Consider the following 17,153-nt stretch of genomic DNA (forward strand, 5'->3'; position numbering starts at 1 on the left):
GAACCGATTTATGAAAAAGGCAATCTGCTACATCAACCAGTTCTTTGCCGGTATAGGCGGCGAAGACAAGGCCGACCATCAACCGGAAATCCGTGAAGGGTCTGCGGGCTCAACCATGGCTCTGGCGGCCGCCCTGAAAGACATTGAGATCACCCACACCATTATCTGTGGTGATAACTTCATGGGCAGCCATCGGGACGATGCGATCGCCATGATTATGGAGTTCCTGGAAGGCAAGACATTCGACCTGTTCCTGGCAGGCCCGGCATTCCGTGCCGGCCGTTACGGGGTAGCCTGCGGTGCTATCTGCCAGGCCATCCAGGAAAAATTCAATGTGCCCGCCCTGACCTCCATGAACGAGGAAAACCCCGGGGTTGAAATGTTCCGCAAGGAGATGATCATCTTCCAGGGGGGCAAGAGTGCTGCCGCCATGAGGGACGATGCCGGCAAGATGGCGGAATACGCCAACCGGCTGCTGGCCGGGGAAGCCATTTCCTACGCCGCCAAAGAGGGGTATTTCGGCCAGGGCAAACGTCACCAGTTGTTTGATAGTGAACTGAAGCCTGCGGCCGATCGGGCGGTGGATATGCTGATCAGCAAACTCAGTGGCCAGCCTTTCACCACCGAACTGCCTATTCCCAAAGTGGATCGGGTGGCTATAGCCCCGGCCATCAAGGGTCTTTCCAAGGCCACCATTGCCGTGGTCACCAGTGGCGGCATCGTGCCAGTGGACAACCCGGACCGGATCCAGTCTGCCTCTGCCACCCGCTGGGGACGCTACGACGTCAGCCAGATGGAACGGCTTGAAGCAGGCGTCTTCAAAACCATCCACGCCGGTTATGACCCCATGATGGCAGACAACAACCCGAACGTCTGTGTGCCCCTGGATGCCCTGCGCGCCATGGAGAAGGAAGGAAAGATCGGCAAGCTGCACGAGTTTTTCTACTCAACCGTCGGCACCGGCACCACCCAGAAAGAAGCAGCCCGAATGGCCAGGGAGATGATACCGCCCATACAGGAGGCCAATGTGGACGGGGTTCTTCTCGTCTCCACCTGAGGCACTTGTACTCGTTGCGGTGCAACGATCGTCAAGGAAATCGAAAAAACCGGCCTGCCTGTTGTTCAACTGGCCAACCTGGTCCCCGTCGCTACCACCACTGGCTCTAACCGGATCGTACCCGGATTTGCCATCCCCTACCCACTGGGGAATCCGGAGTTGACAGAAGAAGCCCAATACCGGATGCGATATCACCGGGTTGAAGTGGCCCTGGAGGCTCTCGCTACCCCCATAGAGGAGCAGACGGTCTTTAAAGTAAAACTCTGAGTTGATCGACCATAAGAGGAGGGGCAACCCTCCTCTTTTATAACGGTTCTTCAGGGCTTCATAAGAATTTCTTTGACCACAACACCTCCTGACAGGAGGGGACCTATGACTACTCAAACTTCCCTCAACCAGAAACACCCGCCCACTGATCAACAGGGGCACTCTGCTCCTCCTGGCAATCCGCCAGGTATTGATAACGATAAAACCGTGTTTATTGTCGGGCTGGCCTGTGTGCTGGCCATTGTCGTTATGGGGATTGTTGCCCCGCAGACACTCAGCACCGTCGGCAGCACCCTGATGGGCCAGGTGACCGGCAACTTTGGCTGGCTCTATAACATCAGTACGTTTGTCTTTGTCCTGTTCTGCCTCTGGATTGCCTTCAGCCGCTTTGGCACCATCCGCCTGGGTGACGAAGCCCCTGAATACAGCCGGGGCACCTGGTTTGCCATGCTGTTCTCCGCGGGTATGGGCATTGGCCTGGTGTTCTGGGGGGTAGCAGAACCCCTGAACCACTTCCTCAGTCCGGTCAGCAGCGTTGAACCAGGTTCGGTGGAAGCCGCACAATTCGCCATGCGCAAATCCTTCCTGCACTGGGGTCTGCAACCCTGGGCTGGATACAGCGTACTGGGCCTGACCCTGGCTTATATTCAGTTCAGCAAGAAAAAGCCGGGGCTGATCAGTAATCTGCTACTGCCGTTTATGGGGGATAACTGTTCTCGGAGTGGCTGGGGCAGACTGATTAATGTTCTGGCGCTGTTTGCCACCACCGCCGGTATTGCCACTTCTCTGGGCCTTGGTGCCCAGCAGATTAACAGTGGTCTGTCTTATGTATTCGGTGTGCCCAATACCGCCATGGTCAAAATCATTCTGGTCTCCTGCATCACCCTGGTGGTGATTGCATCGACGCTGTCCGGAATGCAGAAAGGGGTCAAGTACCTCTCCAACATCAATATTGTTATCGCCCTGGCCATTGTGCTGCTGGCTTTCTTCATTGGCCCTACCGTGGATACCCTGAATACCTTTACCAACACTCTGGGTCATTACCTGCAGGACTGGCTGTCTGACAGCCTGGCCATTGGTGACTTCCAGGAAGAGAGCTGGTACAGCAGCTGGACCATTTTCTACTGGGCCTGGTGGATTGCCTGGACTCCGTTTGTAGCGCCTTTCGTGGCCCGGATTTCCCGGGGCAGAACCATTCGTGAATTTGTTCTGGGTGTACTGATCGCCCCTTCCATTGCCTCGTTCTTCTGGTTCGCAGTGTTCGGCACCATGGGCCTGCACGCCGAGCTTGGCGTTATTAGGGAAGCGGTGCAGTCCACGTCCACGGCCCTGTTCCTGATCATGGGTCAGTACCCCATGGGCAGCATCGTATCGGTTCTGGTTATCCTGGTATTGTTTACCTTCTTTATCACTTCCGCCAACGGCGCCACTTATGTACTGGGCACCCTGTCCACCAATGGCATGGCAGAACCACCGGCCCATATGAAGGTGACCTGGGCCGTACTGCAGTCCGCCCTGGCCCTGGTGTTAATGCTGGGCAGTGCAAATGGATTGACTTTGCTTCAGACCATCTCTCTGGCCGCAGCGTTTCCCTTTATCTTTGTTCTTTACCTGAGCATGGCCGCGTTGTTACGGTTTGTCCGGGAAGAACGGCCGGTAAAAGAGTCCTCAGTTATTGCGGAACCCAAAGCCGCCAATGCCTGACCTTCTGACTGGCTACCCTCACAAAGCCCCGACCTGAGTTGGGGCTTTTTGCTTTTCTCCCTGAACATTCCTGTTATATTCGCTGGTGGAAAACCCATAATTCTAAAGAAAAGGAAAAGTTCGTGATTGGCGTGTATGAACATCGACGTTTTTTTCGTTGTCGTTATGAAGTGGCTTTTGAAATGGATCAATACCAGAAAGAGCAACTTGCTCTGAACCTGGATTACTTCAAGCAGATGGAGAGTGAAATCAAACTAAAAAGGCAATCTTTATCAATACCAAACTGGCTCTATCTGGTTATGGCCATAGGTATGGTGTTTTCTTTTTTGCTGTTCGCCCTGGCAAAAGCCTGAAAGCCAAAAAGGCAACCCGCATCTTGTAGCAAAGGTTGCCTTTCTGGCCATGTTTTTTTTCGTTATAAGCATTGAACGACAAGCGTTTAAAGCCCGTTATGAAATAGACTTTTCAGGCGCCTCTACCACCTTCTGTTCTTTCTGCTCATACTCATTCAATCGCTGGCTGACAATACGGGCCAGAATCAACAGTCCCACCAGGTTAGGCAATACCATCAGGCCATTGAACATGTCCGCCAGTTCCCACACCAGCCCCACTTTCAGTGCACAGCCAATGATAATACAAATCATCACCAACCAGCTATACAGGCGAACGGCCTTGTCGCTGCGGAACAGATAACGGATATTGGCCTCCCCAAAGAAGTACCAGCCAATAATAGTGGAAAAGGCAAAGAACAGCAGGGCAATGGCAATAAAGATATTACCAAATGACCCCATGCTGGCCTGGAAAGCCCCCTGGGTTAAGGCAATCCCTGTCACGGTTCCATCAATAGGCACCGTCAAAATCACCAGCGCCGTAATGGTCAGAATAATAAAGGTATCAAAGAAGACCCCGAACATGGCAACGGCACCCTGTTCCACCGGGTGGTTTACCTTGGCCACCGCATGGGCATGAGGAGTGGATCCCATTCCCGCCTCATTGGAAAATAGGCCTCGAGCCACACCATAACGAACCGCTTCCTTGATGGTGGCACCCAGAACCCCACCGGTAGCCGCCATGGGATCAAAGGCTCCCACCACAATCATCTTCAAACCGGCGCCAATGGCCGAAAAGTTCGTTACCAGAATCCACAGGCTTCCTGCGATATAAAGCAGCGCCATAATGGGCACAACACGGCTGGTAAAAGCGGCAATACTGCGAACGCCACCCCGGAATATCAGACCGGCAAGGCAGGCCAGAACAATACCGATCACCAGCGGATTGGTACCAAAGGCATTGTCAAAGGCATGGCCGATGGAGTTGGCCTGCACCATGTTGCCGATGAAGCCCAGTGCAATAATAATGCTGACCGCAAAAAAAGCGGCCAGTGCTTTGCTGCCTACCCCTTTGCTCAGATAAAAAGCCGGACCGCCCCGAACCTGGCCATTGATGTCTTCTTTGTATTCCTGGGCCAGCACCGCCTCGGCAAAGATAGTACCCATGCCAAAGAATGCCGTAATCCACATCCAGAAAATAGCGCCTGGGCCACCGGCGGCAATGGCCGTTGCCGCCCCGGCCAGGTTTCCCGTGCCCACCTGGGCTGCAATGGCGGTAGACAGGGACTGAAAAGAGCTCATGCCAGAGCCATCGGCCTTACCACCGCGCTTTCCCCCCAAAGCCAGGCGGATCGACTCCCGAAACCGGCGCACCTGGACAAATCGCAATCGAACCGTAAAGTAAATGCCGGTACCCGCCAGCAGAAAGATCAGCAAATTCCCCCAAAGCAGGTTATTCACCCATGTGACGGTGGACAGCAGTGTATCCATGATTCACTCCCCCATGACGCTGTGTTTTAAAATTGTGTCTTGTTAATAATCATGAGCTAAGGGTAAGTGATTTAAGATTTAAAAATATGATTATTGTCAACGCATCGATATAAATTTAAAAGATACTGACTCCGGGCCTGTTTTTTTTAAGCTGCAATATTTGCCATCAAATTTTCATGAGAATAAAACCAGGTGATACTGCGTATCAATCCATATCACAATTCATCTCTCCTGCTCCATAAAGATAAGATAGGCTGAGTCAAATACAGAGCCAAAGGGCACTCACTCTGAATCCTTCCATAAAAACAATGACCTGAATCATCACTTGAAACAGTTCTCAATCCATTTTGTTCCGCCATAAAAAAGCAATAATCAATGGGTTGACGAATGTAATAACTTCCCCCCGCCCATAAACAATGCCCAGGGCTATTCAAAAACTTCGACCACGGAGCCGTCGTTTTCACAGGTCCAAGGGCATGAACGGAATGGCAACCATTTACATCATCGGCACCAATGACCAACACACCAGAAACATCATCATAGTGCAAATGTAAAAACCGGTTCGGAGTTTTTATTCTTTCAACCAGACCGGAAACCGCACGTTCAAGAAATCGTTTGAAAACCCTGGCCTTCTTTCCTTTATTTTCAGGCAATGGACAAATTTCAAAAGCACTCATTATCTCTGCACTTGAAAGATAATAACTGCTCAAATTTACAAAATGAGTGTTAAGCCGATGGATAACTTGCTCATCTTTGCCTTTAATCCAGACAAATTGGCTACTTATTTCCTGCCCTGAAAGCTCAGACTTACGACCAAGACAAAATACACTGCCTTTTTTTCCCTGGGGCAACGTCCAGTCATAGACGACTATCCCATCAAAATGATCCGTAAAGCACAAGCCTGCTGGCTCACTGCCTGGAGTATTCATCATTCCAACGTACTCCAAGCAAGGAGCGCCAGTGTTACCTTCCTCCCCAGTGAGCACTGGTAATTCTGAAGAAGAAATACTTAAAGCGTTCAGGGTCAAGACGTAAAAGACGACAACCCTGGAAGAACACTTCAGAAAAGCCACTACAACTAAATTCGCAAGATTACAAGGTATTCATCAATAATGATCAATCCCCTAATGCGCTATCCTGGTGCGCTATTGTACCCTCTTGAAACCAGAGGGTATTTATACCGCTATCACAGTTTCCCATATTAAATGAAGAGCTATACGCACAATTGCCCTTAGTATCTGTGGATACAAAACTCACTTTTGCATGCTTTGCTCCATCTATACAAACCGAGGCATCCCCCGTCTGATGGCTGTTTCCAGCCCAGCCACAAATACTGGTCGCTGGATACCACCTAACCTCTGGAGACCTTTCCTTCTTTTCTGGCGTCTGAAATACATACAACTGATAAATATTACCATTTGTTCTATGACTTAAAATTCGAATCAAATTCCCCTGTTCGGAAATATCCATCTTAATACTCCTGCCACTGCTGGCCTGCTTTATTCTATCCAGCAACACTCTTTCTTTTTCCCGGCTTTCTGAGGCTTCACAAACAGGAAGCTTTTGCAGAAAATCAGCCGTTTCAAGGGTAAAGGCCTCACCAGCCACAGCCTCCACCCCTGCTTGTTTCATAACAAACTCTCCCTGAGTGTTAACAGGTCCTTTGATTCTGAAAAACTCCGTGGCCTGTTGATGATCACCTCCACTCTCTTCCTCATGGACATCGACACAAACCGTTTGCCCCTGGCTACCCGGCATTCCCGCAATCGCTACATGCCCTTCAAACTCTTCCGTAAAACAGAAAAGAGAGCGCTCCTCCCTGCTGTCATCCACTGAAGTGCTGTGTTCAAGACAGTGGGTCTCTGCCCGTTCCTCCTGGGCAAACTGGACCGTCAATGGAGCCTCGACTGGTTTAGGGGCAGCCCCGGCCATCGAAGACAAAAAACCACTGGCCAGAAGGCAGGCCGACATCATGGAACCCTTCATTTCCAATCTCACTGTGATCGCTGATACCAGTGACAGATATAGATCAGAAAATCAGGAAAGCAACTCTAGGAGCCTGTCAGACTTATGCTTCCGAGCATAAAATTCAGTAGAACGAGTCAAATTTTTCGATGGATTCGTGCGAATACCCATAGGGCATAAATAGCTGACCTATTTAATCGAATTCATCGGAAAATTTGGCCGTTCTTTCTGGATTTTAGGCCGGAATTGTCGTATGTCCGACAGACTCCTAGCCATGAGCAGCCATGCCTATCTGGATAAATACCCTCAATACAGGGAACACGGGTTCTGTAAACATTTCTCGCACCATCCTTCCGCTGTCAGAACTGCTCTGCAGTCAGTTGCTTCTGTCTGGCTCGAACCATTTGATCGATATAGGCCAGCATCTCCGGATTATTGGTTGCCGGATCGGAAACCCGGGCCTTATAAACATCAATTGTCAGCTGCTGGACCTCAGGATGATCCGCATCGGCCATCCAGGCCCAGTCCGCCAGGTGGCTGGCCATAACAATGTCACTCTGGATTAATTCCCGCGCCCGCTGAACCAGAGGCTCAATACCTCCAGCCAGCTGGACTATCTCCGCACCACGGACGGCCCAGGGCGCTGGAGCCCAATGGGAAGGAATATCATCCCACCAGCCGGTGTATTGCTTCACCAGCATTCTGGAAATATCCTTGGCGCTCACATATTTCACCTCAAGGGAAGGGTGATCTGCCAACGCTTTCGGCAGTTCCACGCGGTCAACCACCAGATCCTTACGCAGCCCCTTGTTCAATCCGGCAAAGGTCTGATCAGCAATGGATTCCAGCGCTCTGGCCAGAACAATAAAATTTTCCTGAATGGTCGCTTTGGATATCAATCCCTTGCCATGGGAAGGCAACAGAAATTCAGGCTCCAGAGCGGCCATTTCCCGCATGGTTTGAGCCCACTCTTCCACAAACCGCTGGGATCGCTTGCCATTACCCACGTTGGGCAGAAAGCCCTGATAAAAATCCCCCACAGCGATGGCTTTTCTTCCCGGAAGCCAGACATAGAGGTGGTCGTCCGTCTCACCTTTCCGATGCTGGAGCACAAAGCGCTCTCCACCAATCATCAGTTCCAGCCGGTCACGGAAAGTACGGGTTGGCCAGACCAGATCTTCCTTTCTGGCAGGCAACTCCTCCACCGGCTGGCTCATATAGTTGGCCAGCGACCCCCGCAGTTTTATGTACCGCTCAAACCGGGGAATAATGTTCTCATGGGCAATAATCTGCGCATTGGGACTGTCTTCAATCAATGCATCAGTGCCATAGGCATGATCCGCATGACCGTGAGTCAGAATAATGGTATGGATCGGTTGATCGCTGACACTGCGAATGGCTTTGACCAGGGCGGGACCAGCCGGCGCCATACCAGTATCAATCACCACCAGCCCCTCGTCAGTTTCCAGAAGAATCGAGTTAACAATGGGCAGATGGATGATCCACATACGCTCCCCCACCTTCGAAAGGGAGGTTAACTCCAGAGCATCGTCAATAGCCGGCTGGAAGTCTTTTCCGAAGATATGCTGACCAATGTTTTTCGAAAAACTGCCGCCAAAGCTCCCCCCCTGCATGACCCTTTTGATTAATTCCGGGTTTTCGATCAGCACCCGCTCGAGAGTATCACTGCTCACCTTATCAGCCACTGTCGTCAGTGCCTGTTGTTTGACCTGGACAGCTTGCCGGCGAACCTGCTCCCCCAGATCGGTCTTATTAAGTAGAACCCCAACACCGGTAAACACCAATGCCACGGTTATATATCCAGCCAGGCTTTTTATTATTCTCATATCCTATCCACGCCCTGTGTTTTAACGTTTATTGGGGTTCAACGCATCATCGGTAAGACCAAAAACAGTCTTGATATCTTCCCACAGCGTTTCCCCGGGCCTGACGGAAGGAGTCCCCAGGTACGGAGAGTCTTTGGCTGGGCGAACCAGGTTCAGTGCTCTTAATACCGGGCTGATCCACCGCAGCAACCGGAGTTTTTTCCGGATTCGGCCAACAAAGTCTTCATAGCTGTGATTCTGAAAACCCAGCAGCATCTGGGCCTCCCGGGTATCCATCCAGTTTTCGTAATACCACCCCTGGTCGTTTGTCACTGCACTGGAGGGCCGGTAAGCTTTGGTCTCCACGGGAAAACCCGCCGCCCCCAGAAAATCCCGGCGTATGTCCTCTGCCACTTTGCACCAACTGTCATCCCCTCCGATCATCAATATCCGGTTATCCGGTAACACTTCTACGGCCCGGACCAGGGCAGAGGCCACATCCTGAACATCGACACCGTGCTCACGCTGCAACAGGGGGACCATAAAACCAAAGGGTTTGAAGGTGGGGTGGGCAGGGAATAACGCGTCGGCATCAAATACTGCACCGATTCTCAAAATGGTCCAGGTTCTGGCCAGCTGTTGAACCATCCCCTCACAGAGGACTTTCTGATGACCGTAATCATCCCCAGGGTTTAAAGGGGTATTACTGCTCCAGCGTTCACCCCCTGGCGCACAGGGCCCATGAACGGTATAGCTGGAACAAAACACAAAGTGACTCTCAAGCCCTTTTTCCTGAATGGCTTCCAGCAAATACCGGGTGGCATCCACATTCACTTTGCAGGCCAGCTCAGTGTTGGCATAGGAAATCGGCGCAACAATGGCCGCGGTGTGCAGAACCACATGGGGTTTTGCCTGCTCGACAATGGCTTCAACCGCCTGGCGATCGGTCAGGTCCGACTGGAAGTAATGAATATTTTTATGGCCACGGAAGCTGGCAGGCGCTTCCTTCAGGTCTGTGGCAAATACCATGGCACCCTGATCAGCCAGCCTGGGAGCCACATACCTTGCCACCTTGCCTGCGGCACCGGTCAGGAGGATACGACGTGTACTCATGCAAACAACCCTTCCCTGATGCCGGTAGCCATGGCTTGAGACAGTGTTTTACTGGCTGAAGGCGCCAGCCGCTTTAAGACACCTGTCTTCTGTAAAAGCAGAACCAGTCGCATGACCAGCCCACTGGGGCGAAACCAGGCTGCAGGCGTGATATCAACCCGCGTCCGATGAAGCCGCATATGCCGAATAAACCACTGACCATTGATTTTCTGGTAGCGCTCTTCGTAGTAACCCGCCCCTTCCAGGACATAGCCCGGATTTGCGACCCGGTCATCCATGGCCCAAAGCGCCATCACTTCGCCATTATCCTGAAAGCGAAATTCCGCCGGATGAACCCTGTGGGTTGTTACAGCGTCTTTCAATTGCGTTTGCAGCAACCGGGCAATATTTTCCCGGCCGGTCACCGCCCCGTCTTCCAGACTGGGGCCAAACTGCAGGCAGCCATCGGAGGTAAAAACACGGGCAAATTGATCCCACTGACGACAGTCCAGAAAACGACAATACCGAGCTTTCACCTCAGCAATGTCAACACGAACCTGAAGCTGTTCCTGCTCATTCCAGACAGCTATATCTTCATTGGAAGACACCGTTTTCTCCTTTTTTCTTTTTCTTATTAGACAGTTGGCGTTTAAGAAGCGGCATTGACGCTGGCTTGCTTGACTTCTTTTACAGTAAGGCCAACATCAGGCTACTTTGAAAACACCTTTGCAAAGGCCTCTAGAAAGCTTTCTGGAAAGCTTTTTTTTGAGTAAGTTTTTACTCTTTGATAAGCTCCCTGTCAATAAAAAGCCTGCCAGAGTTACCAGGATCTCTCCTATGAAGGACTTCCAGAAAAGCACGTCCTCAGCCAGCCATTTTGCCCAGCGCATTGAAGGCCTTTACAAGAGCCGGTTCCCGGACTGTGACCCGAAAGCCATCCCGGTGTTTACTCTGGCCCATACCCTGTCGGTACTGCTGGAGCAATTTCACAGCCGGTCTTTCAAATCTCTGGGCCACACCCATTCAACGGTTGCCATCATTACCATGCTCAGCATCGTGCCCGATGAAGACCAGATGACGCCGGCACAACTGGGGGAGATCCTGGGTCAGACGTCAGGGGGAATGAACAAAACGCTGAAGAAACTGGATGAGATGGGGTTCATTGAACGAAGGCCCAACCCCACGGATAAGCGTTCGGTGATGATCAAACTGACCCCGTCAGGGGTTCGTGAGGCGGACCGTATATGCCCGGTGATCGCCCGGAATCATTTGCGAAAATTAAGCAGTATGAGTTCTGAAGAGATGAAGCAGGTGGTATCTGCTCTGGAAATTCTCATCAGGACCCTGGGAGAGTTCTGATATTATCAGCGCCCTTTTATGTTGCGCTTCACTTCGTTCAGCAGCAACCTACGCAGAATGACAAACTGGGGTATACTTCTGCACCCCCGTAGGTTGCTGCTGAGCACAGCGAAGCGCAACAAACCAGAGCCCCCCCCCCGTAATACGGCCCCAACGTTGTACATGTCAGCTCTTAAAGCACATGTAGCCGTTTATTGATGGATTCAGGCCAGTTTTTCTTCTCTAAGCGCTTTCTCTCTTTGCTCCTTCCCGGGCACAGCAATCAACTTGCAGCTTAAAAAGACCCCAAGACTGACAAGAACGACACCTGACAGCTGCAGCAAAGACGGGAGGTATCCCAGGCACAAACTGATCAACAGTGTAAAAACAGGCATCAGGTTAAAACAGGCCATTATATTCGCTGGGCCCAGTGTAACGGCTCCAATCATCCAATACCGGTAGGCGATGACCGTGGAAAAAAGCCCCATATACAGAAGCAGCAATAAATCAATGGACGATTGTGTTGCTAACTGCTCAAGAGGCTGCTCATAAACAGCAGCCAGCAAAATCAGCAATAGACTACCTGAAACAATCGACCAGCGAGACGTCTGGGTAACCGGAATATCTGAAGCCCACTTCTTCGACAAGATGGTAAATAACGCCCCACACAGCATACCCAGAAAGATATAAATATCCCCTGATGCGAACTGAACGCCTTGCCAATCACCATTCGTTATCACCAGAGATACACCCGCCAGGCTCAGTAATACCCCTGCAATCTGGCCTGAGTTGATTTTTGTGCCCAACAGCAGGGATGAGAAGATCATTGCAGCAACAGGCGATGTGCATACGATCAAAGCGCCATTAAAAGCCGATGTCGATTTCATTCCGATAAAAAGCGCAAGATTCTGACCAAAAATCCCGATTAGCCCCAAAAGCAGTAACTGACACTTTTGCCTCATTGACAAGCAGGACTCAGCCTTCCTTCGATACCCACGCATCACCAATAGAATCACAGCGGCGACTCCAAATCTGACCGCAGAGCCGGTCATGGGTGAGATGGATAAAAACGCCATAATATTGAAGTTACTTCCCCATGTGAAAACAGAGAAAATAACAGACAGCCAAACGAACATACGGGTATTTTTCACAGGTGCATCCTACAACCACACTACTTTTGTCGTATGCTACGCTTTCCATATTTAGCATTTAAGCACCTAAATGAAAGGTTAAATTCCAAAAATGGAAGATTACTCGCTGGATGATCTTAAGCTTTTTGTTAAAGCCGCCAGGTACAGTAGCCTGACTCAGGCCTCAGACGCACTTGATGTCCCACTGGCAACATTGAGCCGCCGGATAAAAAATCTGGAAAACTGCATCAATGGTCGACTGTTAGAACGAAGTGCGCACAAATATGCCTTGACCAAACTTGGGGAAAATTACTTTTCTGCATGCCTCCCGATCATTGCCAGCCTGGAAAATGTGCAGACACAGCTCCGGTCTGAGCAGCAGGGGTTATGTGGAAGTATAAAAATAACGGCCCCAACCAATATGACACAGTTATGGCTGAAGCAATGTCTCTTTGATTTCAGTAAATGTTATCCGGATATAAACCTTGAGCTGGCATTGAGCAACACACTGGAAGACCTTTCTGCAAAACAGTATGACATTGCATTCCGGGTGGGGGATCTGGGGAGCAGTCAATGGATTGCCCGCTCACTGTGGCAGATCAAGTTTGTGTTAGTCGCCTCGCCACACTATCTCCATCGACACCCACCTATTGATCATCCCGGCCAACTGGCAGATCACAGGTTGATTACCGTAGCACCCAGAAAGCAGTGGGGGTTGGTCAATGAGGTCAACAATGAATGCTTTCAAGTTGAACCCTGCCCGGCTCTCCACACCAATGATATATTGACCGCACAAAGCGCCGCAGCAGAGGGACTTGGTATCACAATGATCCCCAGCTACTACGCGCAATTTCATTCGGACCCGAACCAGGGGTTAAAACAGGTGCTTCCGGAATGGCGCGGTGATCAGAATAAAGTTTGGTTAATGTACCGGGACCGCACTCGCCGGGCAGCCCGTTTATCCGCATTTATAGAGCATGTACTGAGCTGGCAGCCTGGCCAACATAGCGAAATAATCAGCCCCTTTTCATAAGATGAGTTACAAAAAAAACGCCCATCGTAAAATGGGCGTTTATTGCTTGAAAAACAGTCTGACTCCAGCCTAGAACACCGTCTGGTCGTCCACTTCCGTGGTCAATGCCGCCAGGGCTTTTTCCACCAGACCTCTTCTCAGCTGCTTCTCTTCAGCCCGATCCATTTTGGGGTTACCCAGAGGATGGGGAATCGCAACAGCCGGAACGATCCGGTTGGCTCCAACAGTCATGGAGATAGGCACCACAGTGGCAATATGTACGACAGGCATCACCTTTTCGATTTCCTTGACGAGCGTTGCACCGCAACGCGTACAGGTTCCTCAGGTGGAGGTAAGAATGGCGGCGGATACCCCGGCATTCTTCAGGTGCATGGCGATTTCAGCACCGTATGCCTTGGAGTTGGCAACGGAGGTACCATTACCCACAGTGGCATAGAACTTATTATGAAGCTTGCCGATTTTACCTTCTTTCTCCAGCTCCCGGAGCACATCCACGGGCAGTACCCGGTTTGGATCCTGATTACAGGCTACCGGGTCATAACCACCGTGGGCGGTCTCATGGCTGGCTTCGCACAGGCAGTCCAGACCTTCAAGGCTGTACTCACCGTACTTGGAAGCACTGGAAGACTCGATGTGATCCGGATTGGTCTTGGGCACAACACCACCGGAAGTCACCAGGGCAATGGTGGCAGTGCTCAAATCCTTAACTGCAGGCTGAGGAGGCACACGGTCAAACACCGGCATGGGATACTCGGTCTTGAACGCCTCGCCTTCCAGCTTGGCCACCAGCATATCCACAGCACGCTTGGCGCCCCGTTCTTCCGCAAAGAAGTTCACCCGCAGACCCCGAGGCATGTAGCCCTCTTCTTCCGGGCTGCCCAGTTTCCCTTCTTTCTCAATGTAGGAAGTGATCAGCTGCACCATGGAAGGAATGGCTTTACGCATACCCGCCGCACTGTTGCTGGTCTCAACCATGTAGGAGAAGTTCCGGTACAGTTCATAGCCGGGGTTTTCCGGATACATGCCGGTAATGGTAGTGATACCCAGTTCCTGGGCCACTTCACCCACCTTGCCACAGGCCATGCCGTAACGGCCGGCGTTAAAGGCCGGGCCAGCCACCAGCAGGTCTGGCTTGATTTCCTGAAGAATTTCGCGGATGCCCATGCAGGCAACGCCTTCATTCTCGTTGAAGTAAGAGTCGCCACAGATAATGGTGTTGACGATCTCAGCCTTGCCAGCGAGCGCACCGGCAATGGCACCACCGGGCCCTACGGGGCCGTCCACCAGTTCGATGGGCAGGTTGGCAGCTTCTTCGCCGCCCTTCTGTCCAAAGAACTGGTTAATGTAATGAACAATCCTGATGGTCATGATTGGTTCTCTCGTTGATTCCTTAAAGCGTTCCCGTTAATTAACCGGTCTATCAGCCCGCCATGGCCGTCAGGTTGTGATAACCCAGCTCATTGGTGGCGCCGGTAATGGCCTGAATTTCCGTGGTAATGGAACCGTCTTTGGCCAGGCTGCCAGCAGTACCACCGGCAATCATGTCGGCATAGACATCATGGCCGATCACCTTGTCCATGGCTGGCAGAGTCACTACCTGATTGGCATTACCGTTGGTCACCACTGCGTCACCCTTGGGGGTAGAATCCGCCAGGGACTGACTTTCACCCTGCTGGCCGGCGTACTCATCGGTCAGCAGCACGGTCTTGATCCCGGCAGCCTCAAGCTTGTTACAGTTCATCACCAGGTCAGCATCCGGGTTACCGAAGCCTTCTTCACTGACGATGACCGCATCCAGCCCCATCTGTACGGCCAGCTTGGCTACGTAGTTGGAGGAACGCTCTTTGTCCGCCAGGGTGACGTTCTCATTGGTAACGATCACGCCCATAAAGTTGTATTTGGTGCCATGATGCTCATACAGCTCATGAATCACCGGGCTGTTCTGGTGCACAATGCTGGGGTTCTTGTCACAGGCGGAAACACAGTTACCGCTCATCACTGCCCCGTCCATCACCTCAGTGGGGTACATCAGAGTAGGCAGGATATTCTTGACGTCGACACCGTACACATAAGTGTCGTGCAGCAGGCCCTGGCTCTGCAGCATGTAGATATAACCCACCTTTGGCAGGCCCGGATACTGGGCAGCCTGCTCCAGCAGCGGCTTCGTCTCATAAATGCGGCCATCGTCGGTGGTCACATCTTTCGCCAGCTGACCGATCCGGTTAGCGGTTTCAATGCCCACCCGGCGCAGCACAGCCTCATGGTCATACTGATTGCATGTGTCGTCTACTTCACAGGTAATCACCAGGTTCATGGTTTTAGAAAAGGGTGTGTACTCCGCACCGGGACCACTCATATCGATGATGCCTTCCTGGAAGCCAACCACCTTACCGGTGGTGACCACCGCCATTCCCTTCAGCACATGGGTACGACCTTCACCCACCATGGCTTCTTCACCAGGGTTACGGCCGGGGAACATGCTGCCGGCACCCTGGGCTTTCACCCGGGGCTCAATGACATCTTTTACCGGCATGATCCGGGTTTTGTCGCCGGGAAGGGCGATGTCCAGCTTCACTTCGGTAATACGGTGATCCAGCTCACGGATAAATCCCATAAGCGCCTCGCGGTCGATCTGCACCCGACCGCCGGAAAGAGTGGTTTCGTCACCGAACGCCAGCTCCTTCACATGGATGTTGCCAATCTCAAGTTTCATTAACGTCTCCTGAGCCTGAAAAATGCCCTTTGATCAAGCGATAAAGTCTTCTATCTTAAGAATGTCCCTGGCCTGTTCCAGGTCTTCACTGGCCACCATGACGATGGGGCCTGTGCACCCCATTCCGGTGCGTGCAAACACCTTCTGCCGCCACAGTGCGTCCCTGGCCGACTCGATATCCAGAATATCGATGCCGCCAATGTCACTGTCGGTGATTTTTTCCGGGGGCGCGGCCACGGTTTCCGTCGCTTCACTGGCAGCCGCTTTGGGAGCCAGCTCCTGAAGGATCTCATTCAGCCCGGCTTCACGGGCCTGCTTCAGTTCACGACCATAAACGTCGATCAGATCACCGGCTGCAGAGTCCGCCATCAACCTCATGGCCCCGGCAATCACTGGAGCACCGGAGGCACGGGAGATAATTCCCACCAGTCTCCTGGCCTCTTCACCAATGCCCGGTCCATAGCCAAAGCCCTGGGCTTCGTAGCTGCCACCGGTGGTATAGGCTGAGAAAACCTTCATCATCAGGTTGCCGGTCAGGCTGTCCGTGACCATCACATCGGGAATACCCTGAAGCAGGTCATTACCTCTCATCAGGGCACCACCGTCCGCCCGGGCTGACTCGGTGAAGCTCAGCTCGTAACCGTTGTCCATCAGCTTGCGCAGGGCTCTTTCCACCACCGCTGCGCCATCAATATTGAGAATTCCGACGGTGGGCTTTTTGATACCGGACGCCTTGGCCAGCGCGATGCCCGCAATCGTGTTTTTCACCATGGCGGCATTGCGCTGGGTATCACTGGTGCCGGTGGTGGTGGCAATGATCATCTCTTTTCCGGAAGCCGGAGTGATGACTTTGCCCACGGTGCTGACCCCCAGAGGGAAACCGTAATGAAGGGTGACACAGCCATCGATCTTCCCTTCATCCAGCAATGTCTCCATTACCTGGTGACACTCATGCAGCCCGCTCGCCGGGTGCAACTCAAAGGGTGCTTCCGGCAGATCCCCAATCAGTACCGGCTCAATATCACCGTACTGACGGGCAGCCATTTCTGCGGCACGAACCAGCTCCTGCTCTCCATGCTCACTGCCTGTCAGGGTCAGGCCGATACGCAGCTTGCGACCAAACTGACCACTGACCAGCCCGTCGGCCATGTCGGTGAATGCACCGGCTAATGCTTCATTAAGCCCGTTATTAGAAGAGGCCATGATCC

General features: G+C 52.1%; 15 protein-coding genes. 5 read left to right on the plus strand and 10 right to left on the minus strand.

Going from position 1 to position 17,153, the window contains the following annotated elements:
• Positions 1-10: 10 nt before the first annotated feature.
• From ACNRUY_RS01455 to ACNRUY_RS01465, 3 genes are all read left to right on the plus strand, one after another.
• Entirely contained in the window at positions 11-1,324 is a 1,314-nt protein-coding gene (locus ACNRUY_RS01455; protein ID WP_488109855.1) for a glycine/betaine/sarcosine/D-proline family reductase selenoprotein B, read from the plus strand.
• Between the two features lie 105 nt (positions 1,325-1,429).
• Positions 1,430-3,028 (plus strand): BCCT family transporter, encoded by a 1,599-nt coding sequence (locus ACNRUY_RS01460; protein ID WP_488109856.1) that lies wholly within the window; start codon positions 1,430-1,432, stop codon positions 3,026-3,028.
• Between the two features lie 122 nt (positions 3,029-3,150).
• Positions 3,151-3,381 (plus strand): hypothetical protein, encoded by a 231-nt coding sequence (locus tag ACNRUY_RS01465; RefSeq protein WP_488109857.1) that lies wholly within the window; start codon positions 3,151-3,153, stop codon positions 3,379-3,381.
• 96 nt (positions 3,382-3,477) lie between these two features.
• On the opposite strand, the gene ACNRUY_RS01470 is transcribed toward ACNRUY_RS01465, so the two are convergent.
• From ACNRUY_RS01470 to ACNRUY_RS01495, 6 genes are all read right to left on the minus strand, one after another.
• Positions 3,478-4,848: an alanine/glycine:cation symporter family protein gene (locus ACNRUY_RS01470; protein ID WP_488109858.1), complete on the minus strand. Its 1,371-nt coding sequence runs from the start codon at positions 4,846-4,848 to the stop codon at positions 3,478-3,480.
• A gap of 215 nt (positions 4,849-5,063) precedes the next feature.
• Positions 5,064-5,780: a hypothetical protein gene (locus tag ACNRUY_RS01475; RefSeq protein ID WP_488109859.1), complete on the minus strand. Its 717-nt coding sequence runs from the start codon at positions 5,778-5,780 to the stop codon at positions 5,064-5,066.
• A 184-nt stretch (positions 5,781-5,964) separates the two neighbouring features.
• Positions 5,965-6,480: a hypothetical protein gene (locus ACNRUY_RS01480; protein ID WP_488109860.1), complete on the minus strand. Its 516-nt coding sequence runs from the start codon at positions 6,478-6,480 to the stop codon at positions 5,965-5,967.
• Between the two features lie 692 nt (positions 6,481-7,172).
• Positions 7,173-8,660, minus strand: coding sequence for an MBL fold metallo-hydrolase (locus ACNRUY_RS01485; protein WP_488109861.1), 1,488 nt, complete (start codon positions 8,658-8,660; stop codon positions 7,173-7,175).
• A gap of 21 nt (positions 8,661-8,681) precedes the next feature.
• A complete protein-coding gene (locus ACNRUY_RS01490) occupies positions 8,682-9,752 on the minus strand; it encodes an NAD-dependent epimerase/dehydratase family protein (RefSeq protein WP_488109862.1) in 1,071 nt (356 codons plus the stop codon).
• The gene (locus ACNRUY_RS01495; RefSeq protein WP_488109863.1) at positions 9,749-10,339 is read right to left on the minus strand and encodes a nuclear transport factor 2 family protein; all 591 of its coding nucleotides are present in this window, start codon (positions 10,337-10,339) and stop codon (positions 9,749-9,751) included. Before ACNRUY_RS01495 ends, ACNRUY_RS01490 begins: the two co-directional genes overlap by 4 nt.
• Before the next feature lie 229 nt (positions 10,340-10,568).
• Here ACNRUY_RS01495 and ACNRUY_RS01500 point away from each other — a divergent pair, with 229 nt between their 5' ends.
• Complete coding sequence (locus ACNRUY_RS01500) at positions 10,569-11,090, plus strand: MarR family winged helix-turn-helix transcriptional regulator (RefSeq protein ID WP_488109864.1); 522 nt, start codon at positions 10,569-10,571, stop codon at positions 11,088-11,090.
• 203 nt (positions 11,091-11,293) lie between these two features.
• On the opposite strand, the gene ACNRUY_RS01505 is transcribed toward ACNRUY_RS01500, so the two are convergent.
• Positions 11,294-12,205: a DMT family transporter gene (locus ACNRUY_RS01505; RefSeq protein WP_488109902.1), complete on the minus strand. Its 912-nt coding sequence runs from the start codon at positions 12,203-12,205 to the stop codon at positions 11,294-11,296.
• 106 nt (positions 12,206-12,311) lie between these two features.
• On the opposite strand from ACNRUY_RS01505, the gene ACNRUY_RS01510 reads away from it, so the two are divergent.
• Entirely contained in the window at positions 12,312-13,232 is a 921-nt protein-coding gene (locus tag ACNRUY_RS01510; protein WP_488109865.1) for a LysR family transcriptional regulator, read from the plus strand.
• A 69-nt stretch (positions 13,233-13,301) separates the two neighbouring features.
• Here ACNRUY_RS01510 and grdB read toward each other — a convergent pair whose 3' ends face one another.
• The 3 genes from grdB to grdD are packed head-to-tail and all read right to left on the minus strand — an operon-like array spanning position 13,302 to position 17,148.
• Positions 13,302-14,600, minus strand: a complete 1,299-nt coding sequence (grdB, locus tag ACNRUY_RS01515) for a glycine reductase complex selenoprotein B (protein ID WP_488109866.1) — start codon at positions 14,598-14,600, stop codon at positions 13,302-13,304.
• A 52-nt stretch (positions 14,601-14,652) separates the two neighbouring features.
• Entirely contained in the window at positions 14,653-15,945 is a 1,293-nt protein-coding gene (locus ACNRUY_RS01520; protein ID WP_488109867.1) for a glycine/sarcosine/betaine reductase component B subunit, read from the minus strand.
• Positions 15,946-15,978: 33 nt separating this feature from the next.
• Positions 15,979-17,148: a glycine/sarcosine/betaine reductase complex component C subunit alpha gene (gene grdD, locus ACNRUY_RS01525; RefSeq protein WP_488109868.1), complete on the minus strand. Its 1,170-nt coding sequence runs from the start codon at positions 17,146-17,148 to the stop codon at positions 15,979-15,981.
• Between the last annotated feature and the right edge of the window lie 5 nt (positions 17,149-17,153).

It is taken from the genome of Endozoicomonas sp. Z74 (genome assembly GCF_057680865.1).

What these genes read in the sequence shown, in the direction of transcription:
- ACNRUY_RS01460 (WP_488109856.1), top strand. Translation starts at nt 1,430, where the DNA reads ATGACTACTCAAACTTCCCTCAACCAGAAACACCCGCCCACTGATCAA.
- ACNRUY_RS01470 (WP_488109858.1), bottom strand. Translation starts at nt 4,848, where the DNA reads ATGGATACACTGCTGTCCACCGTCACATGGGTGAATAACCTGCTTTGG.
- ACNRUY_RS01475 (WP_488109859.1), bottom strand. Translation starts at nt 5,780, where the DNA reads ATGATGAATACTCCAGGCAGTGAGCCAGCAGGCTTGTGCTTTACGGAT.
- ACNRUY_RS01480 (WP_488109860.1), bottom strand. Translation starts at nt 6,480, where the DNA reads ATGAAACAAGCAGGGGTGGAGGCTGTGGCTGGTGAGGCCTTTACCCTT.
- ACNRUY_RS01485 (WP_488109861.1), bottom strand. Translation starts at nt 8,660, where the DNA reads ATGAGAATAATAAAAAGCCTGGCTGGATATATAACCGTGGCATTGGTG.
- ACNRUY_RS01490 (WP_488109862.1), bottom strand. Translation starts at nt 9,752, where the DNA reads ATGAGTACACGTCGTATCCTCCTGACCGGTGCCGCAGGCAAGGTGGCA.
- ACNRUY_RS01500 (WP_488109864.1), top strand. Translation starts at nt 10,569, where the DNA reads ATGAAGGACTTCCAGAAAAGCACGTCCTCAGCCAGCCATTTTGCCCAG.
- ACNRUY_RS01505 (WP_488109902.1), bottom strand. Translation starts at nt 12,205, where the DNA reads ATGTTCGTTTGGCTGTCTGTTATTTTCTCTGTTTTCACATGGGGAAGT.
- ACNRUY_RS01510 (WP_488109865.1), top strand. Translation starts at nt 12,312, where the DNA reads ATGGAAGATTACTCGCTGGATGATCTTAAGCTTTTTGTTAAAGCCGCC.
- ACNRUY_RS01520 (WP_488109867.1), bottom strand. Translation starts at nt 15,945, where the DNA reads ATGAAACTTGAGATTGGCAACATCCATGTGAAGGAGCTGGCGTTCGGT.
- grdD (WP_488109868.1), bottom strand. Translation starts at nt 17,148, where the DNA reads ATGGCCTCTTCTAATAACGGGCTTAATGAAGCATTAGCCGGTGCATTC.